The sequence below is a fragment of the Pseudoduganella aquatica genome (genome assembly GCF_020865585.1).
GTDB classification, from domain to species: Bacteria; Pseudomonadota; Gammaproteobacteria; order Burkholderiales; family Burkholderiaceae_D; genus Rugamonas; species Rugamonas aquatica_A.
This window is the reverse complement of sequence record NZ_CP086370.1, coordinates 3,564,691-3,589,882: the sequence shown is the minus strand read 5'-3', so window position 1 is coordinate 3,589,882 and position 25,192 is coordinate 3,564,691. Positions and strand designations below refer to the sequence as shown.

At 64.8% G+C, this 25,192-nt stretch carries 19 protein-coding genes and 1 tRNA gene; 9 read left to right on the top strand and 11 right to left on the bottom strand.

What is annotated here, in order from left to right; all coding sequences use genetic code 11:
* Nucleotides 1–20 precede the first annotated feature (20 nt).
* The 4 genes from tig to KT882_RS15990 all read right to left on the bottom strand — a co-directional run bounded on the left by tig (nucleotide 21) and on the right by KT882_RS15990 (nucleotide 6,020).
* Nucleotides 21–1,361, bottom strand: a complete 1,341-nt coding sequence (tig, locus tag KT882_RS16005) for a trigger factor (protein ID WP_161073449.1) — start codon at nucleotides 1,359–1,361, stop codon at nucleotides 21–23.
* 33 nt (nucleotides 1,362–1,394) lie between these two features.
* A tRNA-Leu gene (locus KT882_RS16000) sits at nucleotides 1,395–1,481 on the bottom strand.
* 301 nt (nucleotides 1,482–1,782) lie between these two features.
* A complete protein-coding gene (locus tag KT882_RS15995) occupies nucleotides 1,783–4,869 on the bottom strand; it encodes an efflux RND transporter permease subunit (RefSeq protein ID WP_228892479.1) in 3,087 nt (1,028 codons plus the stop codon).
* Nucleotides 4,866–6,020 carry an efflux RND transporter periplasmic adaptor subunit gene (locus KT882_RS15990; protein WP_228892478.1) on the bottom strand — a complete coding sequence of 385 codons (1,155 nt, stop codon included), beginning with the start codon at nucleotides 6,018–6,020 and terminating at the stop codon, nucleotides 4,866–4,868. The genes KT882_RS15995 and KT882_RS15990 overlap by 4 nt, the downstream gene beginning before the upstream one ends.
* 151 nt (nucleotides 6,021–6,171) lie before the next feature.
* Between KT882_RS15990 and hpnC the strand changes: the two genes are divergently transcribed.
* From hpnC to KT882_RS15965, 6 genes are all read left to right on the top strand, one after another.
* A complete protein-coding gene (hpnC, locus tag KT882_RS15985) occupies nucleotides 6,172–7,038 on the top strand; it encodes a squalene synthase HpnC (protein ID WP_161073447.1) in 867 nt (288 codons plus the stop codon).
* A 34-nt stretch (nucleotides 7,039–7,072) separates the two neighbouring features.
* Nucleotides 7,073–7,906 (top strand): presqualene diphosphate synthase HpnD, encoded by an 834-nt coding sequence (hpnD, locus tag KT882_RS15980; RefSeq protein ID WP_161073446.1) that lies wholly within the window; start codon nucleotides 7,073–7,075, stop codon nucleotides 7,904–7,906.
* Between the two features lie 3 nt (nucleotides 7,907–7,909).
* Entirely contained in the window at nucleotides 7,910–9,322 is a 1,413-nt protein-coding gene (gene hpnE / locus KT882_RS15975; protein WP_228892477.1) for a hydroxysqualene dehydroxylase HpnE, read from the top strand.
* A 137-nt stretch (nucleotides 9,323–9,459) separates the two neighbouring features.
* Nucleotides 9,460–9,585 carry a hypothetical protein gene (locus KT882_RS30660; protein WP_260048834.1) on the top strand — a complete coding sequence of 42 codons (126 nt, stop codon included), beginning with the start codon at nucleotides 9,460–9,462 and terminating at the stop codon, nucleotides 9,583–9,585.
* Between the two features lie 15 nt (nucleotides 9,586–9,600).
* Entirely contained in the window at nucleotides 9,601–10,419 is an 819-nt protein-coding gene (locus tag KT882_RS15970) for a DUF1700 domain-containing protein (protein ID WP_228892476.1), read from the top strand.
* An 18-nt stretch (nucleotides 10,420–10,437) separates the two neighbouring features.
* Nucleotides 10,438–11,247 (top strand): head GIN domain-containing protein, encoded by an 810-nt coding sequence (locus KT882_RS15965; protein WP_228892475.1) that lies wholly within the window; start codon nucleotides 10,438–10,440, stop codon nucleotides 11,245–11,247.
* Here the strand turns inward: KT882_RS15965 and KT882_RS15960 are convergent.
* Nucleotides 11,241–12,503, bottom strand: coding sequence for a TIGR03862 family flavoprotein (locus KT882_RS15960; protein WP_161073442.1), 1,263 nt, complete (start codon nucleotides 12,501–12,503; stop codon nucleotides 11,241–11,243). The two genes, KT882_RS15965 and KT882_RS15960, sit on opposite strands and share 7 nt — an antisense overlap.
* 79 nt (nucleotides 12,504–12,582) lie before the next feature.
* Between KT882_RS15960 and KT882_RS15955 the strand changes: the two genes are divergently transcribed.
* Nucleotides 12,583–12,816 carry a hypothetical protein gene (locus KT882_RS15955; RefSeq protein WP_228892474.1) on the top strand — a complete coding sequence of 78 codons (234 nt, stop codon included), beginning with the start codon at nucleotides 12,583–12,585 and terminating at the stop codon, nucleotides 12,814–12,816.
* 101 nt (nucleotides 12,817–12,917) lie between these two features.
* Here KT882_RS15955 and moaD read toward each other — a convergent pair whose 3' ends face one another.
* The 3 genes from moaD to thrC are packed head-to-tail and all read right to left on the bottom strand — an operon-like array spanning nucleotide 12,918 to nucleotide 15,867.
* Nucleotides 12,918–13,175 carry a molybdopterin converting factor subunit 1 gene (gene moaD / locus KT882_RS15950; RefSeq protein WP_161073440.1) on the bottom strand — a complete coding sequence of 86 codons (258 nt, stop codon included), beginning with the start codon at nucleotides 13,173–13,175 and terminating at the stop codon, nucleotides 12,918–12,920.
* Nucleotides 13,176–13,179: 4 nt separating this feature from the next.
* Nucleotides 13,180–14,388: a molybdopterin molybdotransferase MoeA gene (locus KT882_RS15945; protein ID WP_228892473.1), complete on the bottom strand. Its 1,209-nt coding sequence runs from the start codon at nucleotides 14,386–14,388 to the stop codon at nucleotides 13,180–13,182.
* A 3-nt stretch (nucleotides 14,389–14,391) separates the two neighbouring features.
* Nucleotides 14,392–15,867 (bottom strand): threonine synthase, encoded by a 1,476-nt coding sequence (gene thrC, locus KT882_RS15940; protein ID WP_228892472.1) that lies wholly within the window; start codon nucleotides 15,865–15,867, stop codon nucleotides 14,392–14,394.
* A 159-nt stretch (nucleotides 15,868–16,026) separates the two neighbouring features.
* Here thrC and KT882_RS15935 point away from each other — a divergent pair, with 159 nt between their 5' ends.
* Together KT882_RS15935 and KT882_RS15930 are read left to right on the top strand one after the other, a co-directional pair.
* Nucleotides 16,027–20,457, top strand: coding sequence for a DEAD/DEAH box helicase (locus KT882_RS15935; protein WP_228892471.1), 4,431 nt, complete (start codon nucleotides 16,027–16,029; stop codon nucleotides 20,455–20,457).
* 123 nt (nucleotides 20,458–20,580) lie between these two features.
* Complete coding sequence (locus tag KT882_RS15930) at nucleotides 20,581–21,462, top strand: PEP-CTERM sorting domain-containing protein (protein ID WP_228892470.1); 882 nt, start codon at nucleotides 20,581–20,583, stop codon at nucleotides 21,460–21,462.
* On the opposite strand, the gene KT882_RS15925 is transcribed toward KT882_RS15930, so the two are convergent.
* Genes KT882_RS15925 through kbl form a run of 3 tightly spaced genes read right to left on the bottom strand, consistent with a single transcriptional unit; the run spans nucleotide 21,443 to nucleotide 25,069 of the window.
* Nucleotides 21,443–22,822 (bottom strand): L-serine ammonia-lyase, encoded by a 1,380-nt coding sequence (locus KT882_RS15925; RefSeq protein ID WP_228892469.1) that lies wholly within the window; start codon nucleotides 22,820–22,822, stop codon nucleotides 21,443–21,445. The genes KT882_RS15930 and KT882_RS15925 overlap by 20 nt on opposite strands.
* A gap of 56 nt (nucleotides 22,823–22,878) precedes the next feature.
* Nucleotides 22,879–23,841: an NAD-dependent epimerase/dehydratase family protein gene (locus KT882_RS15920; RefSeq protein WP_228892468.1), complete on the bottom strand. Its 963-nt coding sequence runs from the start codon at nucleotides 23,839–23,841 to the stop codon at nucleotides 22,879–22,881.
* Between the two features lie 22 nt (nucleotides 23,842–23,863).
* The gene (kbl, locus tag KT882_RS15915) at nucleotides 23,864–25,069 is read right to left on the bottom strand and encodes a glycine C-acetyltransferase (protein WP_228892467.1); all 1,206 of its coding nucleotides are present in this window, start codon (nucleotides 25,067–25,069) and stop codon (nucleotides 23,864–23,866) included.
* Nucleotides 25,070–25,192: the final 123 nt, after the last annotated feature.

Sequence of the window (25,192 nt, the reverse complement as noted above, 5' to 3'; positions counted from 1 at the left end):
GCAGCTTCTCTGAAGCTGGATTACGCTTGCGCGTTGCTTCCCATCAGCTCGTCGAAGGCAACAGCTTTCGACGTGGTTTTCGACAGGCCCAGAACGAAGTTAACGACGTTTTCTTCTAATACAAGGGCTTCGACTTCAGCCAGACGGCGGCGGTCGCTGTAGTAGTACTTCAGCACTTCGCGCGGGTCTTCGTAGCTTTGGGCGAAATCTTCCACTTGCGCTTTGACTTGCTCAGGCAGCGCTTGCAGTTTGTTCTCGTTGACCAGCTGCGACAGGATCAGGCCCAGGCGCACGCGGCGCTCGGCCTTGTCGGCGAACAGTTCCGGCGGGAATGGCACGTCTTTGACGTTCATGCCGCGCTGAGCCATGTCCTGGCGGGTCATTTCGGCCAGGCGCTCGGTGTCCTGGGCGATCAGGGCTTGCGGCACGTCCAGGGTGGCGGACTTGACCAGCGCATCCATCACGGCTTCCTTGTTGCGTGCTTTCACACGGCCGGTCACTTCGCGTTCCAGGTTGACTTTGATGTCTTCGCGCATTTTGGCCAGGTCGCCGTCGGCTACGCCCAGCGATTTGGCGAATTCAGCGTCGACTTCCGGCAGGTGCGCCCATTCCAGCTGTTTCAGGGTGATGGTGAACTGGGCGGTTTTGCCGGCCACGTCCTTGCCATGGTAATCCTCTGGGAAAGCCAGGTCGAAGGTCTTGGATTCGCCGACTTTCAGGCCTACGGTTGCGGCTTCGAACTCAGGCAGCATGCGGCCTTCGCCCAGCACGAACGGGTAGTCTTCAGCTTTGCCGCCTGGGAATTCCACGCCGTCGATCGAGCCGACGAAGTCCACGGTCACTTTGTCGCCATTGGCTGCGATAGGAGCACCGCCGTCGCCGTGTTCGCCGGCTTCGCCTTTGGTGTGGAAGTGCACGCGCTGCTTGCGCAGGATTTCGATGGTCTTGTCGATTTCCGCGTCCGACACTTCGGCTTTCACGGTTTCGATTTCAACGGTGGACAGGTCGCCGATGACGACTTCCGGGTACACTTCGAACGTTGCGTCGAAGGCCAGCTGGCCTTCAGGCGAATCGTTCTTCGGTTCGATGCGCGGGTAGCCTGCTACGCGCAGTTCCGCTGCGTTGGCGGCGTCGTTGAAGGCGCGGCCGACCTTATCGTTCAGCACTTCGGTTTCGATCTGATAACCGAATTGTGCGGCGACCATTTTCATGGGCACTTTGCCAGGACGGAAGCCTGGTGCCTTAGCCGACTTGGCTTGCACTTTCAGGCGCTTCTCAACTTCCGTGCGGACTTCGCTCAGCGGGAAGGAGATCGTGATACGACGTTCGAGTTTGCCCAGGGTTTCGACTGCAGTTGCCATGTAAAAATCGTCCAAAAAATATAAAGAATACTGTGGTGCGAGGAGGGGGACTCGAACCCCCACACCATTGCTGGCGTCAGGACCTAAACCTGGTGCGTCTACCAATTTCGCCATCCTCGCGGCGTATTTGTACAAAAGCAAAGGGCGGGCCGTTTTCAATAAAGGTCCATTGAAAAGGGGCCGCCCCACCCCGCCTCAGCAGGGGCTTTCAACTTCAACGCGGTATTTTACTGTTTTTTTCCGAGTACGGAAGGGTTTTTTAACTCAAACACAACATTAAAAATGTAATGCCTTGATTCCTCTGCAATTTGCACGCATTGGCGGCGGGTTACGGCGTGCCGCCTAACCCGCCCTACGACATTTCGAGGTCCGCGATTGGCACGTAGGGCGGGTTAGCGCGCGAGCTCGTAACCCGCCGGCGTCACGTTTGCGCAGGCTTTTTGACGCGGAACCATGCCGCATACAGCGCCGGCAGGAACAGCAGCGTCAGCGCCGTGGCCAGTATCAGCCCGCCCATGATGGCCACCGCCATCGGCCCCCAGAACACGGAACGCGACAGCGGTATCATGGCCAGCGCCGCTGCGGCCGCCGTCAGGATAATCGGCCGGCAGCGCCGCACCGCCGATTCCACGATGGCGTCCCACGGCGCAACGCCGGACTTGATGTCCTGCTCGATCTGGTCCACCAGGATCACCGAATTGCGGATGATCATGCCGAACAGCGCAATAATGCCCAGGTTCGCCACAAAGCCCAGCGGACGCCCCAGCAGCAGCAAGGCCGCCGCCGCGCCGGCCACACCCAGCGGGCCGGTGAGGAAGACCAGCAGCGCGCGCGAGAAACTGTGCAGTTGCAGCATCAGCAGCGTGAAGATGATAAAGATCGCCAGCGGCAGGTTGGCCGAAATCGACGCCTCCGCCTCGCTGCTGTCGGACGCCGCGCCCTTGACGTCGATGCGGTAGCCGGCCGGCAGGTTCTTGCGCAGCTCGTTCAGCTTGGGATCGATCTGGCCGGTCACGGTGGGGCCTTGTATGCCTTCCGCAACATCCGACTGCACGGTAATCGCCCATTCGCGGCCTTCGCGCCACACCACGCCCGGCTCCCACACGAAATGCACGCGCGCCAGCTGGCCTATGGTGACCGACTTGCCGCTCGGCGTAGGAATATTGGTGTCGTTCAGGATGGAGATGGTGTTGCGCTCCTCCAGCGGCTGGCGCACCTGGATGTCGATCAGCTTGATGCCGTCGCGGAACTGGCCCACCGTGGTGCCGGACAGGATGGTGTTCGCCGCGCGCATCACCGTTTGCGAGGTCACGCCCAGCGCGCGCATCTTGTCCTGGTCCAGGTCCATGCGCAGCACTTTCACGGATTCGTTCCAGTTGTCGTTCACGCCCAGCGTGTTCGGATTGGTGCGCATGATGTCCTTCACCTGGTCGGCAATGGCGCGCACTTTCTCCACTTCGCCGCCGCTCACGCGGAACTGCACCGGATACGGCACGGGCGGGCCGTTAGGCAGCAGCTTCACGCGGCCGCGCACTTCGGGGAAGTCCACCTTGAACAGCTCGGTGATCTTCTGGCGCAGCGCCTCGCGCGCTTTCAGATCCTTGGGCAGCACCACGAATTGCGACACGTTCGTTTGCGGGAAGATCTGGTCCAGCGGCAGGTAGAAACGCGGGCTACCGGTGCCGACGTAGCTGGTCACGCTGACCACGCCTTCCTGCTTCTGGATATAGGCTTCGAATTTCTTGACCTGCTTTTCATTGGCGGCGAAGGACGTCCCCTCCGGCATCCAGATCTCGACCATCAACTCGGGGCGGCTGGAGTCCGGGAAGAACTGCTTCTCGATAAAGCCGAAGCCGTACACGCCCAGGAAGAAGATGGCAAGGGTGGCGGCGATGGTGGTCTTGCGCCAGTCCACGCACCAGTTCACCACGGCGCGGAATTTGCGGTAGCCGGGGGTATCGAACAGCTCGTGGTGGCCGTCGCCATGGGGCTGCACCTTCAGCAGCAGGTAGCCGATGTAGGGCGTGAAGATCACCGCCACGAACCAGGAAATGATCAGCGCCAGCGCGTTCACCGAAAACAGCGTGAAGGTGTACTCGCCCGCCGCCGATTTGGCCAGGCCGATGGGCAGGAAGCCCGCCACGGTAATCAGCGTGCCGGTCAGCATGGGCAGCGCGGTGGACGTGTAGGCGAAGGTGGCCGCGTCGAAGCGCGAGAAGCCCTCCTCCATTTTGCGCACCATCATTTCCACGGCGATGATGGCGTCATCCACCAGCAGGCCGAGGGCGATAATCAGCGCGCCCAGCGAAATCTTGTGCAGGTCGATGGAAAGCATGCGCATGAACAGGAAGGTCACGGCCAGCACCAGCGGTATGGTCAGCGCCACCACCAGGCCGGGACGCGCATCCAGGCGGAACTTGGGCTTGGTGTGCATGCCCAGCGAGACGAAGCTCACCGCCAGCACGATCAGCACCGCCTCGATCAGCGTATGCACGAACTCACCCACCGAGGCCTTGACCGCCTCCGGCTGATCGGACACGCGCTGCAGCTCGATACCGACCGGCAGCTTGGCCTTCATCTCGGCCACGGTCTTCTCCATGCTCTGGCCCATCTTGATGATGTTGCCGCCCTTCTCCATCGACACGCCCAGGCCTATCACTTCCTTGCCGTTGAAGCGCATCTTCTCGGTCGGAGGGTCGTCGTATTCGCGCTTGATGGTGGCGAAGTCGCCCAGGCGGAAGGTGGTGCCGTTGGCGCGCAGTTCCAGCTCCTCGAGATCCTTGACGGTCTTGAAGGCGCCGCTGACGCGCACTTGCAGGTTGTCGGTCGGCGTCACCAGCACGCCGGACGATTCGACCGTGTTCTGCGCGGCGATCTGGCTGACGATGGCCTCGAAAGGTATGCCCAGCTGGGCAAACTTCTTGTGCGAGAACTCGATATTGACCTTTTCGTCCTGCACGCCGAACAGTTCGACCTTGGACACCTGCGACACGCCCAGCAACTGCTGGCGAACGAAGTCCGCGTAGTCCTTCATTTCGGCGTAGGTGAAGCCGTCGCCGGACAGGGCGAAGATGGAACCGTAGGTGTCGCCGAATTCGTCGTTGAAGAACGGCCCCTGCACGCCTTGCGGCAAGGTGCCCTTGATGTCGCCTATCTTCTTGCGCACCTGGTACCAGGCCTCGGCCGTCTCGCTCGGCGGCGCGGACTCGCGCAGCTTCACCATGATCAGCGTTTCGCCGGGCTTGGAGTAGCTGCTGATTTCGTCGATATGCGGCGTTTCCTGGAGCTTCTTTTCCAGCTTGTCGGTCACCTGCTGCGCCATCTGCAGCGAGGTCGCGCCCGGCCAGAAAGCGCGCACCACCATCACGCGGAAGGTGAACGGCGGGTCTTCGTCCTGGCCCAGGTTGGCGTAGCTCAGCATGCCGCCCAGCAGCAGCACAGCCATCAGGTAGCGCGTCAGCGGAATGTGCTCAAGCGCCCAGCGTGAGAGGTTGAAGCCGTCCTTCATTTGGAAGCTCCGGCGGCCGCATTGGCCGCTACGGGCTTGCTCAACTCAGGCTTGCTCAATTCGTCGCCCAGTATCCGGACCTTCTGGCCCGGCTTGAGCACGTTCACACCCGCCGTCACCACGGTCTGGCCGGCCTTCACGCCGGAAGCCAGCACAATGTCGTTGCCCGCCACGCCGGCCGGTACCACCGGCACCAGCTTCACTGCGCCGTTCTCCACCACCCACACCGAGGTGGTGGATTTTTCATAATGCAGCGCCGTCAGCGGCACCTTGATCTGCGGTTGCGCGGTCTTGGAGGCGAATTGCACCACGGCGGTCATGCCCAGCTTGGCCTCGCCCAAGCTGGCGGGGATGGTGACTTTGACGGCGTAAGTGCGGGTGGCAGGGTCGGCGGCCGGCGAAATCTCGCGGATCTTGCCGGGCACCGCGTGCTGCGGGCTGGCCCACAAGCGCACCTGCACATCCGAAATGGCTTTCAGCGCATCGACCTTGTCTTCGGGGATGCCGATGACGATTTCCTTGTCGCCCGACTTCGCCACGCGCACAACCGGCGTGCCGGCCGCCACCACCTGGCCCGCTTCCGCGTCCACCGCCGTCACCACGCCGTCCACGTCGGACACCAGCGCTGCGTAGCCGGCCTGGTTGGCCTGCGCGCGGTACGCAGCCTGGGCCGCGTCGACATTGGCCTGCGCCGATTTATACGCCGAGTCCTTGCCGTCCAAAATGGTCTGGGCGACGAAATTCTGCGCCTTCAGGTCCTGGTAGCGCTTCAGCTCCGCCTTGGCGAAGTCGCGCGAGGTTTCCGCCGCCCGCAGCGCGGCCAGCGCCTGCGCCTGCGACAGCTTCAAATCCTGCGGGTCCAGCTGCATCAGCTGCTGGCCCTTCTTCACCACCGAACCCACGTCCACGCTGCGCGACACAATCTTACCCGGCACGCGGAAGCCCAGGCGCGACTCCACGCGCGCCCTCACCTCGCCGGAAAACTCGGCGTTCACATCGATGTCGCTGCTTTGCAGCACAATGGCGCGCACCGGGCGGATGTCTTCGGTCTTTTCGGCCGGCTTGCCACAGCCTGCCAGCAGGACGGCGGCGGCGCACAACGTGAGCCCGGCAAGGGCGTGGGAGGGACGCAATTTTTTCAGGGAGTACACAATAATTCCTTTTGCTGTGGATTGCGGTGATAGCACTTTGCCACTATGATGGTTCCGGCCAGAAAGTAAATGACTTTCCGTTAATTAAAATTATAAGCCGTGACACAATCTTTGCAAATGACTTTGGCGTCATTTACTTGAATATCCCACTATGTCAGTAGACCATTACGAGAACTTCCCCGTTGCATCCATCCTGCTGCCGCGCCGCCTGGCGCCGGCGGTGGAGGCGATTTACGCCTTCGCGCGCAGCGCCGACGACATCGCCGACGAAGGCGACGCCACGCCCGAACAGCGCCTGGCCGCGCTGGACGCCTACGAGCAGGCGCTGGACCGCATCGAGGCCGGGGAAGCCCATACCGACCCGATGTTCACCCGCCTGGCCGCGACCATCGCCCAGCACGACCTGCCGCTGCGGCCCTTCCGCGACCTGCTTTCCGCCTTCAAGCAGGACGTGAGCGTGACCCGCTACGCCACCTACGACAGCCTGCTGGACTATTGCGCCCGCTCGGCCAACCCGGTCGGCCTGCTGATGCTGTCGCTGTACGGCCAGGCGGACGAGGACAATGTGCGCGATTCGAACGCCATCTGTTCAGCATTACAGATTATCAACTTTTTGCAGGACGTGGCCATCGATCTGCATAAAGAGCGTATTTATTTGCCCATGGAAGACCTGGCGCGCTACGCGGTGTCGCCCGCCGCGCTGGACCACCCCGGCGGCACCGCCAAGTGGCGCGCGCTGATGAAGTTCGAGGTGACGCGCGCGCGCGCCCTGATGCTGTCCGGCGCGCCGCTGGCCGTGCGCCTGCGCGGCCGCATAGGCCTGGAGCTGCGCATGGTGGTGCAAGGCGGCTTGCGCATCCTGGAGTCGATCGAGGAAGTGGACTACGACGTGTTCCGCCGCCGCCCCAAGCTCACCCGCAAGGACTGGATGAAGGTGATCTGGCGCGGCCTGCGGATGAAGGCGCGCATGAAAGCGGCCATGAAAAGCCCCCCGGCTGCGGCGCTTCCCTTAGAATAGCGGCTTCGATCGCCTCACCCTTGCTTTTTTGACCATGTCACCAGACGAATACTGCCAGCAAAAAGCCGCCGCCAGCGGGTCCAGTTTCTACTACAGCTTCCTGTTCCTGCCGCAGGAACGGCGCCGCGCCATCATGGCGCTGTACGCTTTCTGCCGCGAAGTGGACGACACGGTGGACGAATGCACCGACGAATCCGTGGCGCGCGTGAAGCTGGCCTGGTGGCGCAAGGAGATCTCCGGCATGTACGAGGGCAAGCAGGCGCACCCGGTCACGCAGGCATTGCAGCCGCACCTGGCCACCTACAATCTGAAGCAGGAGCATCTGCAGGCCATTATCGATGGCATGGAGATGGACCTGAACCAGACCCGCTACCTCGATTACGTGGGCATGTCCAAATATTGCTGGCACGTGGCCAGCGTGGTCGGCATCCTGTCGGCCAGCATTTTCGGCATGAGCAATCCGCAGACCTTGCAGTTCGCCGAGAAACTGGGCCATGCCTTCCAGCTGACCAATATCATCCGCGACGTGGGCGAAGACGCGCGCAAAGGCCGCATCTACCTGCCGGTGAACGAGCTGCAGCAGTTCAACGTGACCGCCGCCGACCTGCTCAATGCGCGCCACAGCGAGAACTTCGAGAACCTGATGAAGTTCCAGATCGCCCGCGCGCAAAAGGCCTACGACGAGGCCTTCGCCCTGCTGCCGAAAGAAGACCGCCGCGCCCAGCGTCCCGGCCTGATGATGGCGGCCATCTACCGCACCCTGCTGACGGAGATCGAGAACGACGGCTACCATGTGCTGACCCAGCGCATCTCGCTGACGCCGCTGCGCAAGCTGTGGCTGGCCTGGAAAACCTACATCCGTGGGTAAAAAGTGAAGGCGCGCAGGGTTGCCGTCGCCGGCGGCGGCTGGGCTGGATGCGCAGCGGCCGTGGAGCTGGCGCGCGCCGGCTGCGAGGTGACGCTGCTGGAGTCCGCCCGCACCCTGGGCGGCCGCGCGCGCCGCGTGGAGCTGGATGGACGGCAGGTGGACAACGGCCAGCACATCATGCTGGGCGCGTATTCCGAATCGCTGCGCGTGATGAAACTGGCCGGCGTGGACATCCAGTCCGCCGTACTGTCGCTGCCGCTGCAGATGCGCTATGCGCCCGGCGCCGGCGGCATGGACTTCCTGGCGCCACGCCTGCCCGCGCCGCTGCATCTCCTGGGCGCGCTGCTGCGCGCATCAGGCCTCGAACGCGAGGACAAAATGGCGCTGGCGCGCTTTTCCACCACGGCGCGCTGGATGGACTGGCGCCTGAACACCGATTGCAGCGTGGACGAACTGCTGGCGCGCTTCGACCAGACGCCGCGCCTGATCCAGCTCATGTGGCGCCCGCTGTGCCTCGCCGCGCTGAACACCCCCACCGAGCGCGCCTCGGCGCAGGTATTCCTGAACGTGCTGCGCGACAGCCTGGGCTCGCGCCGCAAAGCGTCCGACATGCTGATACCCCGCGCCGACCTGAGCGCCCTGTTCCCCGACGCCGCCGCTGCTTACATCGCGCGCCACGGCGGCAAAGTACACACCGGCGCCAAAGTCACCGGCCTGGCGCCCCTGCCCGGCCAGCGCTGGCAGCTCACCGCTACCGGCAGTGCGCTTGGCGGCGCGTCCGCCGGCGCCGCCCAGTCCCCACGCGGCGCGCCCTGGACAGCCGAATTCGACGCCGTCATCCTGGCCCATGGCGCGCCCGCAACCGCCGCCCTGCTGCGCACCTTGCAGCTGGACGCGGCGGGCGAGCAGCTGGCAACGCAGCTGGAAGCGTTCACACCGGAAGCCATCACCACCTGCTATCTGCAATACGGCGCCGATGTGCGGCTCGACATTCCGTTTTACGCCCTGCTGGACAACCCGGCCACCGGGCACTGGGGCCAGTTCGTCTTCGACCGCGGCCAGCTGGACGCGAAGCAGGCTGGCCTGCTGGCAGTCGTCATCAGCGCCTCCGGCGCGGCGGCGGAGCTGGGCCAGGCAGCGCTGAGCGCGGCCATCGCCGCGCAACTGGCCGCCGTGCTGCGCCGCCCGGAACTGGCGCAGCCGTCCTGGAGCCGCGTCATCACCGAAAAGCGCGCCACCTATGCCTGCAGCCCCGGCCTGGCCCGCCCGGCCAACGCCCTGCCCGGCCAGAGCAGCCTGGCCGGCCTGTACCTGGCGGGCGACTACACCGCAGGCGACTACCCCGCCACGCTGGAAAGCGCCGTGCGCAGCGGCGTGGCAGCCGCCAAAACCTTGCTCGCCAGCAAACATGCCTGATTTGAAGCCAGTCCCCGGCTATCCCCGCATTGCGTCGTCTGCCCCGTCATTTATGCATCCTGTCGCACACCAGTGGTCTGTACAAGTTCGTTTGCGTACAGTTGCATCATCGGTAGTGACTCAATATGGAGCAGGAAATGACAATCGGACTGACTTTGAAAACCCTGGCAATCGTGGCGTTGGTAGCCGCCAGCACGGTCATCATCGTGCTGAACGAACATGCCGGCATGGCAATTTCCCTGTCGCAACACGCCGCGTTTTAACCGCAGGAGTTTTTAATGGATAAGCAGGCCTACCTGGACGCGCTGCACAAGGCCCTGGCGGGACTCCCGCCGGAGACGATCGCCAAGACGCTGGCCTACTACGAGCAGCGCTTTGTCGACGGCGCGATGAGCGGACGCACGGAGCAGGAGATCGCCTCCGAGCTGGGCGAGCCGCGCAAAATCGCCATGACGCTGCGCGCCAACGTCCACATGTCCGCCTTCGAGCAGAAGAAAACCCCGGTGAATGCGGCGCGGATGGCCGTGTCGCTGGTCGGCCTGGCCATCTTCAACCTGTTCATGGTGGTGCCGGCCATGGTCTACGCCGCGCTGCTGGGCACCATCTACGTGTGCGCATTCGCCTTCTACCTGAGCGGCATCGTGATCACCGCCAGCGGCCTGTCGGGCACCAATGAACTGGTGCTGGACGGCCCGCTGCGCGAAATGATCCAGTTCGACCACGACGATCACGACGGCCAGCGCACCCAGACCAAAGTCGCCATCGGCCACGACGGCATCCAGGTCTACCAGGAACCAATGGACGGCTACAATGCTCCGCCTACCGCCGACAACGCCGGCGAAGACCAGGACAACGGCGACGGCTCCAGCAGCCGCTCCGGCAAGATTATCGAGAAAGCCGAGCGCATGGCCAGCAGCACGGTGCACATCACCACGGAGCTGGACGGCGAATCGCGCACCACCCAGTCGGTGCTGGGCATGACGCTGGTGATCGTCGGCATCCTGCTAAGCCTGATCAGCCTGGTAGTCACCAAGTACACCATCATGGGCGTCAAGCGCTACATCCAGATGAACTTTTCCCTGTTGCGGGGCCGCTAAGGCGGACGGGAGCAAAACATGAAAGCCTTGTTCAAAGTCGGTATCAGCATGTTCCTGATGGCGTGCGTGCTGATCGCCATTTCCTACAGCATGCTGCGGGCGCACGGCGCCACCAACCCCTCCAGCGCGCAAGGCCGCGCGCCGGCCAGCGAAACGCGCGACATCGGCAACGGCATCACGTCGGTGGAGCTGAGCGGACCGATAGACCTGACCCTGCGCCAGGGCGATAAACCCTCCCTCAAAGTGCGCGGCGAGCAGCGCCTGCTGGGCAACGTGGAGACCGAGCAGGAAGGCGACACGCTGCACATCGGCACCAAGGGCATGCTGTTCCACCATCGCCGCCCCTTGCAGGTGGAGCTGGTGCTGCCATCGCTGTCCGGTATCGAAGTGCATGGCAGCGGCGACAGCACGGTGAACGGCTTTAGCGGCGAGAAGCTGTCGGTGCAGATACACGGGCCGGGCAATCTGAATTTCAACGGCCGCTTCAAGAAAGTCGAAGCCGGCGTGCATGGCAGCGGCGACCTGACGCTGAACACCGGCGCCAGTGAGGTTGTGACGCTGGAGATGGTGGGCTCGGGCCAGATCCGCAGCAGCGGCAGCTGCAAGACGCTGAACGCCGAGCTGTCCGGTTCGGGCGACCTCGATGCGCAGCATCTCGCGTCGGATCAGGTGGTGGTGAGTTTGCGCGGCTCGGGCACCACCAATGTGTTTGCCCGCAAATCGGCCGAGCTCACGCTGAACGGCAGCGGCGACATCCGCGTGTTCGGCAACCCGGACAACCGCAACGTGAGCCGCACCGGGTCAGGCGAAGTAAGCTGGGATCATTGAGGCGGCCGAGCGAGCCAGCGCAGCACATCCTCGCCCGCCTCCTGCCCGCTCGCCAGGCAAGCCGTCAGCAGATACCCGCCGGTGGGCGCCTCCCAATCCACCATCTCCCCCGCCACAAACACACCCGGCTTCGCCGCCAGCATCATCCCCTGCATGGCCTCAAACCGCACGCCGCCGCCGGTGCTGATGGCCTCGTCCACCGGCCTGGGCGCACGCAGGCGCACCGGCAGCATCTTCAGCACTTCCGCCAAACGCGCAGGATCTGCATACTGCTCCGCGCTGGCGCATTCTCGCAGCAACCCCGCCTTTACGCCCTTGATGCCCAAACGGCTTTGCAGATGGCTGGCCATGGAACGCGAACCGCGCGGCCGGCTGAGCTCATCCAGCACCCGCTCGGCGCTCAGGTCCGGCAGCAGATCCAGGTAAATCACCGCGCTGCCATCGGCCGCGATCTGATCGCGCAAGGCTGCGGACAGCGCATAAATCAGGCTGCCCTCGACCCCGCTCGCCGTCACCACAAACTGCCCCTGTTTGCGGAACGGCAGTCCGTCCGCGCCGGTGGAAGTAATGGCCACGGTAGTCAGCGGCTCGCCCGCATGCTTTGCGCTGAAATGCGCGCTCCAGTCCACGTCGAAGCCGCAATTGGCGGCCACCAGCGGCGCCACTTCCACACCCTGCCCCTCCAGCACCGGCACCCACGCACCGTCCGAGCCCAGACGTGCCCAGCTGGCCCCGCCCAGCGCCAGAATGGTGGCGTCGGCCTGCACGGCCAGTTCGCCGTCGGGCGTATCGAGCAGCAGCGCACCGTCCGCGCGCCAGCCGGTCCAGCGGTGCCGCTGGTGGAACTGCACGCCCAGCTCGCGCAGGCGGTGCAGCCAGGCGCGCAGCAGTGGCGCAGCCTTCATCTCGGTTGGGAACACGCGGCCCGAAGTACCGACAAAGGTTTCTATGCCCAGGCCACGCACCCAGTCGCGCACGTGCTGCGGGCCGAACGCGTCCAGCATGGGACGCAGCTCGGCGGCGCGCTTGCCGTAGCGCGTGACGAAAGTCTCGTATGGTTCGGCGTGGGTGATGTTCATGCCTCCGCGGCCGGCGAGCAGGAATTTGCGGCCCACCGAAGGCATGGCGTCGTAGACGTCGACCTGCAAGGTACTGTTGGCGGCGGCGTGCTGGGCCAGCGTCTGCGCGGCCATCAGGCCGGCCGGTCCGCCGCCGATGACGGCGACGCGGAAGCTATTTTTATTCTGAGACTGCATGGGGAATCCGGGTGAAATATTGAGGCAATCCGGCATTCTAGGGCATACTGGCACGCATAGACCAATTTGGGAGGCAGTCATGGGCGCAGCATTCTGGATCAAGCGGTATTTGCTGGCGGCGGTGCCGCTGTTCGCCATCCTGGCGATCGTGGAATACGTGAAGGGATCGACCGCAACGGCGGACTTCCTGAGCGCGGCCTTGTGGGCCGCGATTGCTGCCGGGATTTTTGTGTTCACGCAGTTCCGGCGCTACCGCAAGGGCCTGGAATGCGCGGCTTGCGATGCGGTGGGCAAAAACACCAAGCAGCCTTAGAGGCGAACTGGCGGGTTACGCCTACGGCTAACCCGCCCTACGGCCTGCGGCATTGACATTTCGTAGGGCGGGTTAGCGCGCAGCGCGTAACCCGCCAAACATCAACCGCCAGTCACCGGCGGAAAGAACGCCACCTCCGCACCATCCTGCACCGCAGTCTCCGGCTGGCACATCACCTGATTGCAGGCCATGCGCAAGGCACGGCCCTCGCCCAGCGCCTGCGCCCAGGCGCCGCCGCGCGCGACGAGCAGCGCGCGTATCGCCGCCACCGTCGCCACGCCTGCCGGCAATTCCAGCACTTCGGTGGAAGTACCCACCGCTTCGCGCACACTGGCGAAGAATTTCAGCGTTACATTCATATCGTCAAACCAATTCGGAAAACGGAATAAAGCGCACGACGTCGCCAGCCTGGATGGCCTGGCCGGGCGGATTGTCTATCAGCCCATCGCCCCAGACGGTGGACGTCAGCACGCCGGAGCTCTGGTTGCTGAACAGCTCCAGCCCGCCCTGCTGGTTCAGCCGCGCGCGCAGGAACTCATTGCGGCGGTCGGCCTTCGGCCAGTTGAAGTCGGCGCGCAGCTGGTAGGCCTTGGGCGCCAGCGCGGCCGGGTCGCCCACGCCTTGCAGGCGCAGGATAAACGGCCGCACGAACAGCAGGAAGGTGACAAAGCTCGACACCGGATTGCCCGGCAGTCCAAGGAAGAAAGCGTCCTTCACTTCGCCGAAGGCCAGCGGCTTGCCCGGCTTGACGGCGATCTGCCACATATTCAGCTTGCCCTCCGCCTCCACCGCAGGCTTGATATGGTCTTCCTCGCCGACGGACACGCCACCGGAGGTGATGATCAGGTCATTGCCCTCGGCGGCCTCGCGCAGCACCGAGCGGGTGGCGTCCAGCGAGTCCGGCACGATGCCGAAGTCGCTGATCTCGCAGCCCAGGTTTTCCAGCAGCGCGCGGATCGTGAAACGGTTGGAGTTGTAGATGGCGCCGGGCGCCAGCGGCTCGCCCGGCATGGCCAGTTCGTCGCCGGTGAAGAACACCGCCACGCGCAGCTTGCGCCGCACCGGCAGTTCGGCCAGGCCGACCGAAGCGGCCAGGCCCAGCTCCTGGCTGCGCAAGCGCGTGCCGGCCGGCAGGATCACACTGCCGTTGGTAATGTCCTCACCAGCGCGGCGTATCCACTCGCCGGACTTGGGTGTGTGCTTGACGGTGACAACGGTGCCGGCCAGTTCGCACTGCTCCTGCATCACCACCGCGTCCGCGCCCTCGGGAATCAGGGCGCCGGTGAAGATGCGCGCCGCCGTGCCGGGCAGCAGCGGCTGGCCGACATGGCCGGCCGGAATCCGCTGCGACACAGTCAGCGTGGCCGCGCCGCTGGCGCAGTCGGCCGCGCGCACGGCGTAGCCGTCCATCTGGGTGTTGTCGTGCGTCGGCACGTTCATGCCGGACACCTGCGCCTGCGCCAGCACGCGGCGGTTGGCCGCCAGCGTGGACAGCGTTTCAACCTCCGCCACGGGACGCGCGGCGGCCAGCATGAAGTCCAGCGCCTCGCGCACCGGCATGAGAGGTTTCATGGCTTACAGTCCCGTGTTGGTGGCGATGTAATCCTTCATCTTCGCCACGTCGGACGACATGACGACGAAACGCTGCGGCAGCGCTTCGATGTTCTCGAAACCGGCCGGACGCTCGGCGTCCTCGCCCAGCGCTTCCAGGATGGTTTCGTTGAACTTGGCCGCCAGCGCGGTTTCCAGCACGATCATGGTCACGCCCGGCTCCAGGTTCTCGCGCGCCACCTTGATGCCGTCTGCGGTGTGGGTGTCGATCACGATGCCATAGTCGTCGGCCACGTCACGGATGGTGTCGAGGCGGTCCTGGTGGGTGGACTTGCCGGACTTGAAGCCGTACTGAGCCACCTTGGTGAACTCGTCGCCGTCGCTGCCGGGGTAGCCGGACAGGTCGAAGCCGCCGTGGGTTTCCACCTTGGTGAACAGCGCGCGGGTGCGCTCTGCGTCGCGGCCCACCAGGTCGTAGATGAAGCGCTCGAAGTTGGAGGCCTTGGAGATATCCATCGACGGGCTGCTGGTGTGGTAGGTCTCGGCGGACTTGCGCACGCGGTACACGCCGGTGCGGAAGAATTCGTCCAGCACGTCGTTTTCATTGGTGGCGGCCACCAGTTTCGCGATCGGCAGGCCCATCATGCGGGCGATATGGCCGGCGCAGATATTGCCGAAATTGCCAGACGGGACGGTGAACGACACTTTCTGGTCGTTGCTGGTGGTGGCGGCCAGGTAGCCGCGGAAGTAGTACACCACCTGCGCCACGACGCGCGCCCAGTTGATGGAGTTGACGGTGCCGATCTTCTGTTTGGCCTTGAACGGCAGGTCGTTGGAGACGGCTTTGACCATGTCCTGGCAGTCGTCGAACACGCCTTCGACGGCGATGTTGAAGATGTTCGGATCCTGCAGGCTGAACATCTGCGCGGTCTGGAAGGCGCTCATCTTCTTGTGCGGCGACAGCATGAAGACGCGGATGCCCTTCTTGCCGCGCATGGCGTATTCGGCGGCGCTGCCGGTGTCGCCCGAGGTGGCGCCGAAAATGTTCAGCTCAGCGTCCTTCTTGGCCAGCGCGTATTCAAACAGGTTGCCCAGCAATTGCATGGCCATGTCCTTGAACGCCAGCGTGGGGCCGTTCGACAGCGCCTGCAGCACCAGCTTCTTGCCCTTGGACTCTTCCAGCACGCGCAGCGGCGTAATGTCGGCAGCGGCTTCGCCTTCGCGCGCGTTGCGGTACACATCGGCGGTGTAGGTCTTGGCGGTGAGCGCCTTCAGGTCCGCTTCCGGAATGTCGGTGGCGAACTTCTTCAGGATCTCGAAAGCCAGTTCCGCATAGGACAGCTTGCGCCATGCATCCAGCTCGGCGCCCGTCACTTGCGGGTATTCGGTGGGCAGATACAGGCCGCCGTCGGGGGCGAGGCCGCCCAGCAGGATATCGGAGAACTGTTGTGGAGACTGCGATGCGGCCGACGCTGCGGCGCGGGTAGACACATATTGCATAGATGAGAAAGTCCGGTTGGCGTGCGAAATCGAGCGTCTATTATAGTGCGGCTCGGGTATCGGTGTTATATCGCATTGTTTTATGTATATTTCGAATATAGGCGGCTCAGCGGGCGCTTGGCAAAAAGACCATCTGCTATGATCGGTTTTTGCAGCCGAATGCGGCCCGATTCCATGAACAAGCGCGCGCCCCTGAGCACTTTTGCCGGAGATTTCCACCCTGCCGTGGCGGCGTGGTTCGGCGCGGCCTTTCCGGCCGCCACCGAGGCGCAGCTGCGCGCCTGGCCGCTGATCCAGTCCGGCCGGCCCACGCTGGTGGCTGCCCCCACCGGCTCGGGCAAGACACTCACCGCCTTCCTGGCCGCCATCGACGCACTGGTGCGCGAAAGCAGCGCGGGGCCGCTGCCGGATGAAACCCGGGTGCTGTACGTGTCGCCGCTGAAGGCGCTGTCGAACGATATCCGCCTGAACCTGGAGGCGCCGCTCGAAGGCATAGGCGGGCAACTGGCGGCCATGGGCATGCCGCCGCACGGCATCCGCGCCGCCGTGCGCACCGGCGATACCACGCAGGCCGAACGCAACGCCATGCGCAAGCGGGCGCCGCACATTCTCGTCACCACGCCCGAATCGCTGTATGTGTTGCTCGGGTCGGACAGCGGGCGCGCCATGCTGGCGAGCGTGCGTACCGTGATCGTGGACGAGATCCACGCCGTAGCGGGCGGCAAGCGGGGCAGCCATCTTGCCCTCAGCCTGGAACGGCTGGACGCCTTGTGCGCGCAGCCGCCTGTGCGGGTAGGGTTATCGGCAACTCAGAAGCCCTTGTCCGCCGTTGCGGATTTCCTGGTCGGAGGCGGTGGCAAAGCCGGCGGCGCCGATTGCGCCGTAGTGGACGTGGGCCACGTTCGGGCGCGCGACCTCGCGCTGGAGCTGCCGCCGGTGCCGCTGGAAGCCGTGATGGCGAACGAGGTGTGGGACCGCGTTTACGACCGCATGGCCGAACTGGTGGTGCTGCACCGGACCACCCTCATTTTCGTCAACACGCGCCGCCTGTCCGAGCGCATTGCGCGCCACCTGGGCGACCGGCTCGGCGCGGAGCACGTGGCCGCGCACCACGGCAGCCTGGCCAAGGAATACCGCCTGGCCGCCGAACAGCGCCTCAAAAACGGCGAGCTGCGGGTGCTGATCGCCACCGCATCGCTGGAACTGGGCATAGACATAGGCGACGTGGACCTGGTCTGCCAGGTGGGTTCGCCGCGCAATATCGCGGCGCTGCTGCAGCGCGTGGGGCGCTCCGGCCACCATGTGGGCGGCGTGCCCAAGGGCCGCTTGTTCCCGACGTCGCGCGACGACCTGATTGAATGCGCGGCCTTGCTCGACTGCGTGCGGCGCGGAGAACTCGATGCGCTGCGCATACCGGTGGCGCCGCTGGACGTGCTGGCGCAGCAGATCGTGGCCGAGGTGGCGAGCCGGGAATGGGGCGAGGACGAGCTGTTTGCGCTGGTGCGCCGTGCGCAGCCCTATGCGCAACTGGAACGCAGCCGCTACGACGAGGTGCTGCGCATGCTGGCCGAGGGCTACACCACGCGCAACGGCGTGCGCGGCTCGTATCTGCACCGCGACGCGGCCAGCCGTTCGCTGCGCGGGCGGCGCGGCGGCAAGCTGGCCGCCGTCACCTCGGGCGGCACCATACCGGACAACGCGGACTACACCGTGCTGTTGGAGCCGCAGGGGCAATCCGTGGGCACCGTCAATGAGGACTTCGCGGTCGAAAGCCTGGCGGGGGACGTTTTCCAGCTTGGGAATACCTCCTACCGCATAATCAGGATCGAGGCGGGCAAGGTGCGGGTGGAGGATGCGCACGGCGCGGCGCCCAATATCCCGTTCTGGCTGGGCGAGGCGCCCGGCCGAAGCGACGAGCTGTCCGCCGGCGTCGCGCGGCTGCGCGGCGAGATAGGCAGGCAGTTGGCGGGGCCGGCCAATGCGGATGGCGAGGCAGGCGGGGATGGAGCCTTGGCGCTGGACCGCGCCGTGGCCTGGCTGGAGGAACATCTGGGCATGCACGATGCCGCCGCGCGCCAGATCGTGGACTATCTGGCGGTCGCGCGCGCCGCCCTGGGGGAGCTGCCGACGCAGGACACGCTGGTGATGGAGCGTTTCTTCGACGAGTCGGGCGGCATGCAGCTGGTCATCCACTCGCCCTACGGCAGCCGCGTGAACCGCGCCTGGGGGCTGGCGCTGCGCAAGCGCTTCTGCCGCACCTTCAACTTCGAGCTTCAGGCGGCAGCCACCGAGGACGCCATCATCCTCTCCCTATCCACCAGCCACAGCTTCCCGCTGGACGAAGTATGGCGCTATCTGCGCTCAGCCACCGCCGAGCCGATACTTGTGCAAGCCCTGCTGGACGCGCCGCTGTTCAATGTGCGCTGGCGCTGGAACGCGACCACTGCGCTGGCCCTGCCGCGCTTCACCGGCGGCCGCAAAGTCGCGCCGCAGCTGCAACGCATGAAAAGCGACGACCTGCTCGCATCCGTATTCCCGGACCAGGCGGCCTGCCTGGAAAACATTGTCGGCGAGCGCGAACTGCCCAGCCACCCGCTGGTGGACCAGACCCTGGACGACTGCCTGCACGACGCAATGGACAGCGAAGGCTGGCTGGCGCTGCTGCGGCGCATGGAGGCGGGGGACGTAAAGCTCATCGAGCGCGACCTGCCCGCGCCCTCGCCGCTCGCCATGGAAATCCTCAACGCGCGTCCCTACGCCTTCCTCGACGACGCGCCGCTGGAAGAGCGCCGCACGCAGGCCGTCATGGCGCGCCGCTGGACCGATCCCGCCTCCGCCGGCGACCTGGGAGCGCTCGACGCGGACGCCATCGCCGGCGTGGCCGATGAAGCCTGGCCCACCGCGCGCAACGAGGACGAACTCCAGGAAGCACTGGTGGCCCTGGCCTGCCTGAGCAACGAGGAAGCGCTGCGGCAGGAAGGCTGGCCCGCAATGCTCGCCGCGCTGGCCAAGCAAGGCCGCGCCACCCGCCTGCGTGCTGGCGGCGCCGACATCTGGGTCGCACTGGAGCGCCTGGACTGCCTGCAAGCGGCCTACCCCGGCGCCTCGGCATCCCCAGTCCTGGCCATCCCCGACAGCCATCGGGGCAACGGTGCGGAAGACTGGACGCGCGACGCCGCGCTGACCGAACTGATGCGCGCCCGCCTCACCGGCTTCGGCCCGCAGCCGCTGTCCGCCATCGCCCAGCCGCTGGCGCTGTCCGAAAGCACCGCCGCCATCGCCCTGGCGCAGCTGGAAAGCGAAGGCTACGTCATGCGCGGCCACTTCACGCCCGGCGTGGCGGACGAGGAATGGTGCGAACGCCACCTGCTGGCCCGCATCCACCGCTACACCATCAAACGCTTGCGGCGCGAGATCGAGCCCGTCGAACAGCAGGACTTCATGCGTTTCCTGTTCGACTGGCAGCACCTCACGGAAGACACGCAGTTGCAAGGCCAGGAGGCGCTGCCGCAAGTCCTGGCCCAGCTCGAAGGCTACGAGGCCGCTGCGGGCGCTTGGGAAAGCGACCTGCTGGCGCTGCGGATGCGCGACTACTCCATCCTGTGGCTGGACGACCTGTGCCGCGCGGGCAAAACGGTCTGGACCCGCGTGGGCGCCCCGCGCTCGGCGGCGAGCGGCCCTGTGCGCAGCACGCCCATCGTGCTGCTGCCGCGCAGGCAGACCGCGTTATGGCACGAGCTGGCCCCCGATACGGGCGCGCCCGAAATCTCCCCGCGCGCCGCCGACGTGCTGGCGCTGCTGCAGCGCCACGGCGCCATGTTCTTCGACGAATTGCAGCACGACGTGCGCATGCTGCCGGTGGAATTGGAGAACGCGCTGGGCGAGCTGGTGGCAACGGGCCTGGTCAATGCGGACAGCTTCGCCGGCATGCGCGCCATGCTGCTGCCCGCGTCCAAGCGCGCCAGCAACGACAAGCGCCGCCGCCGTGGCGCAGGCCCCACCATGGAAGAAGCCGGACGATGGGCGCTGGTGCGGCGCGGCAGTGCCGAACCGGCCAGCCCGCCAGTTCCAGCACCGGCCCCGGCGTCCGGCAAGCCGGCCCGCAAGCCGCGCACCGATCCGGCCACGCTGGAGCACGTGGCCATGACGCTGCTGCGCCGCTACGGGGTGATGTTCTGGCGCTTGCTGGAGCGCGAAGCGGCATGGCTGCCGTCGTGGCGGGAGCTGCTGCCGGTCTACCACCGGCTGGAGGCGCGCGGTGAAATCCGTGGCGGGCGCTTCGTGGCGGGCTATTCGGGCGAGCAATTCGCCCTGCCCGAAGCCATTCCGCTGCTGCGCGATGTGCGGCGCCGTCCGCACAGCGGCAGCCTCGTGTGCATTTCCGGCGTCGACCCGCTCAATCTGTGCGGCACGCTTCTGCCCGGCATTAAGGTGCCCGCCGTGGCTGGCAACCGCATCCTGTTCCGCGAAGGAGCCCCTGCCGCCACCATCGTCGCGGGCGAAATCAGCTACCTTTTCCCGCCCGGGGCCGAGCGCGAGCTATTGCACGGCCGTCTGGTCGGCAGATACCAGGGGCAGCTTTCATCATAGTAGTGTTGCAAGAAAGGCCAGTTCTATTGGTGATACAGCCATGCTTGTAGCCAAGATGCTAGAATCCGCCGACGCAGTTTGATGTCATTTTTACATCTGGAGGCATGCATGCGCCGTCTACTCTTGGCACTTCCCCTGTTGAGCGTACTGGGCATTGCTCCAGTACACGCCACCCCCACCCAAACCAGTTTTGCCGCAGACGGCTACTCCTCGACCTGGGACTGCCGCTACAGGGCGGACATGTCGCGGTGCAATCCCGTCAACCCAACGCTCAACGGCTCCACCACACACTGGCCGGGCGGCGCCAGTTCCAGCGCCGCCAGCGCGCGCGGCGAAGCCTGGTCGCTGGCGGTAGCGGACCCGGGCGCATACTTGCCGATCCTGAAAACCTACGCGTCCAGCAACCCGAACTATGTACCAGCCGCGCCGAATGGCGACACGTCCATGGCCGACGCCAACATTTGGGGCGTGCAAGGCTACCGCTACACCGGGGCGACACCGTTCGAACTGACGGTGAGCGTGACGCTGGACTCGCAGTTCTCGCCTGCTGTTTCCGGAGCAGGCTACAACCACTCGTTCTTCGCGGTGAGCCTCTTCGACACCGAAGGCTACACTTTCGACTACAACCTGAACGCACAAAGCGGCAGCAGTTGCCCTATCCTGCGAACCGCATCGGGACCGGGCTGCGCGAACCTGCCCGAGATCTTTGCGCGCGACCAGAGGTTCCTGTATGACACCGGTTCCGTGACCACCACGGTGTCGTACATGCTCCATCCCGGCCAGACCTTCTATGTCGGAGCTTACCTGGATGCGAACGTATGCTGCGGCGGCGTGGTGGATTCGTCGCATACACTGACCATGCGCTTCAACGACGCGGCCATGCTGGACAGTTTCGCGGTCGCCATGGTGCCGGAGCCCGGCCAATGGGCGCTGATGCTCACCGGCCTGGCGCTGCTCTCGGGCTTCGCCAGGCGCCCCTGCATTGTCAGCATGCGGCGTGGTTAACGGTCACCACGTGGATGGCGAGGCCGCCTAGCGAGGTTTCCTTGTATTTGGCCTGCATGTCCGCGCCGGTCTGGCGCATGGTTTCGATCACTTCGTCCAGGCTGACGAAATGGGTGCCGTCGCCTTTCAGCGCCAGCGACGCGGCGGTAATGGCCTTGACCGCGCCCATGCCGTTGCGCTCGATGCAGGGAATCTGCACCAGCCCGCCGATAGGATCGCAGGTCATGCCCAGATGGTGTTCGATGCCGATTTCGGCAGCGTTCTCGATCTGCAGATTGCTGCCGCCCAGCGCAGCCACCAGCCCCGCAGCAGCCATGGCGCACGCCACGCCCACTTCGCCCTGGCAGCCGATTTCCGCGCCCGAGATGGATGCGTTGCGCTTGCACAGCATGCCGATGGCGGCCGCCGTCAGCATGAATTCGCGCACGCCCTTCACCGGGTCGCTGGGATGGCAATCCTCGGCGTAGTAGCGCAGCACTGCGGGAATGATGCCGGCCGCGCCATTGGTCGGCGCCGTCACCACGCGGCCGCCGGCCGCGTTTTCCTCGTTGACCGCCATCGCGTACAGGCTCACCTGGTGCAAGGCGTCGTGCGGCAGTTCGTTGCTGCGGTCGCCGCCCTTGGCCTGGCGCCACAGGTCGGCCGCGCGGCGCTTTACTTTCAGGCCGCCCGGCAGCTGGCCCGCCGTTTCAAGGCCGTGCGTAATGCAGTCGCGCATGACATGCCAGATGCGGTCCACGCCTCCGTTCAGCTCTTCCTCCGATACGCGCATCAGCTCATTGGCGCGCAGCATTTGGGGAATGGTGAGGCCGGTGCGCTTGCCGTGTTCCAGCAGTTGCGCCATCGTGTCGAAGGGATACGGCATTTCAACCGGCGTCTTGCCGGCGATGCCGCCGGTTTCGCCTTCTTCGCGGATAAAGCCGCCGCCGATCGAGTAGTACACCTTGCTGAGCGTCGTTCCGTCGGCGCGCTTGAGCGTGAAGCGCATGCCGTTCGGGTGCTCGGGCAGCGTTTCGCTTTTGAAGAACAGCAGGTTGGCGGCCGCTGTGAACGGAACGGCGTGCGTGCCGAGCAGCTTCAGTTCCTTCTTGTCCTCGGCCGCAGCCAGCATGGCGTCCACCTGCGTGGGGACCACATGCTGCGGCGTTTCGCCCATCAGGCCCAGGATCACCGCCTTGTCGGTGGCGTGGCCAACGCCGGTCAGCGCCAGCGAGCCATACAGCGCGGCCTCCACGCCCACCACGTCATCCAGCGAACCGGCTTCGACCAGGAAACGGCGGGCCGCCACCATCGGTCCCACCGTGTGGGAACTGGATGGCCCTATGCCGATTTTAAACAGGTCGAAAACGCTCATGTCCATTGGATGTCTCTTTCTTTTTTATGTGGCGCAGGCTTGTGGCCCGCTTGATTGGCTATTTATGCCGCCTGGCCCAGGCTGACGTCGATGTTCGCCAGCATGTCCTTGACCATCTCTTCGGTATTGATGCGCGCCCTCCAGCCCCAGTCCGCCGTCGCGTGGCAGTCGTCCAGGCTGTGCGGCCAGGTGTCGGCAATCGCCTGGCGGCTGTCCGGCTTGTATTCGATTTTAAAGCCCGGCACGGCGCGCGTGATCGCTTCCGCCAGTTGCTCGGGATTGAACGACACGCCAGCCACATTGTACGAGGAACGCACTTTGATCTGCGAAGCAGGCGCTTCCATCAGTTCCACCGTGGCGCGGATGGCGTCCGGCATATAGATCATCGGTAGCGTGCTCTTCGGACCGAGGAAGCACTGGTAGGTCTCGCCGCGCAGCGCTGCGTGGAAGATGGCGATGGCGTAGTCGGTGGTGCCGCCGCCCGGAGGCGACTTGTAGCTGATGATGCCGGGGTAGCGGATGCTGCGCACGTCCACGCCGTACTTCAGGTAGTAGTACTCGCACAGGCGCTCGCCGGCCAGCTTGCTGATGCCGTAGATGGTGGTCGGGTCCATGACGGTCAGCTGCGGCGTGTCGTGCGCCGGCGTGTTCGGGCCGAAGGCGGCAATCGAGGATGGCCAGAACACGCGCAGCGGCTTGCCTTGCTCGCCGCGCACACGCGCCACCTCGAGGATGTTCAGCAGGCCGTCCATGTTCAGCGTCCAGGCCTTCAGCGGCGCCGCTTCGCCGGTGGCCGACAGCATGGCCGCCAGCTGGTACACCTGGGTGATGTTTTCGGAAGCGACCAGGGTCTCCAGGGCTTCCTTGTCCAATACGTTGAGCACCTGGTAGCGCGCCGCGTTGTAGACATTCTTGGCGCCGATGTCGGTGGCGATGACGTTTTGGGCGCCGTGTTTCTGCGCCAGCGCGTCCACCAGTTCACTGCCGATCTGGCCGTTGGCGCCAATTACTAAGATGCGTTCCATGCTGTTCTTTCAGTTCTTTGATTTAGTTCTTCAGCAAGCCAAGTTCACGGCCTGCCTGCTCGAATGCTGCGAGTACGGTGTCCAGCTGTTCGCGGGTGTGGGCGGCGGAGAGCTGCACACGGACGCGGGCCTGGCCCATCGGTACTACCGGGTAGAAGAAGCCGCTGAGCAAAACGCCCAGCTCATACATTCGTGCAGCGAACTTCTGCGCAACGGGCGCGTCGAACAGCATGACCGGCACCACGGGGTGGGTGCCCGGTTTGATGGTGAAACCGATACGCTCGATCTCCTTGCGGAAATGGGCGGTGTTTTCGTGCAGGCGGTCGCGCAGCTCGGTGGACGCGGACAGGCGCTTGAGCACTTCCAGCGACGCGCCGGCAATCGACGGCGCCAGCGTGTTGGAGAACAGATAAGGACGCGACTTCTGGCGCAGCGTGTCGATCACTTCCTTGCGGCCGGAGGTGAAGCCGCCCATGGCGCCGCCCAGGGCCTTGCCCAGCGTGCCGGTGATGATGTCGATCTTGCCCACTACATTGTGGTGCTCGTGCGTGCCGCGGCCGGTCTTGCCCATGAAGCCGGAGGCGTGGCATTCGTCGATCATCACCAGCGCGCCGTACTGCTCGGCCAGCGCCACGATCTTGTCCAGCTGGGCGATGGTGCCGTCCATGGAGAACACGCCGTCGGTCACGATGATCTTGTTGCGCTTGCCGGATGCGTCCTGCAGCTGCTTTTCCAGGTCGGCCATGTCGTTGTGGGCGTAGCGGAAGCGCGCGGCCTTGCACAGGCGGATGCCGTCGATGATGGAGGCGTGGTTCAGCGCGTCGGAGATGATGGCGTCGTTCTCGTCGAACAGGGGCTCGAACACGCCGCCGTTGGCGTCGAAAGCGGCCGCGTACAGGATCGTGTCTTCGGTGCCGAGGAAGGCGGAAATGGCTTGCTCCAGCTCTTTGTGCACCGTTTGCGTACCGCAGATGAAGCGCACCGAGGACAGGCCGTAACCGTATTTTTCGGTCGCAGCGATGGAAGCCTGGGCTACCCACTCTTCGCCGGACAGGCCCAGATAATTATTGGCGCACATATTAATCAGCGTGCGGCCGTCCTGCGCCACCACTTCGGCGCCCTGGCGGGAAGCAATCACGCGCTCCGGCTTGTACAGGCCTTGCTCGCGCAGGCTGTCCAGATTCTGCTGCAGGCCGGTGTAGAAAGCGTTTTTTGCTTGGTCGCTCATGATCTTCCTCTTTTGGTGGTGTAGGGTTATGCTGTGAGTGTCTTGGAGTTTACTCCACTTTTTTCACCGCACCACTCGAATCCGCTATTTCGAACTCAAGTTCAATATATCGAATCCTACCGG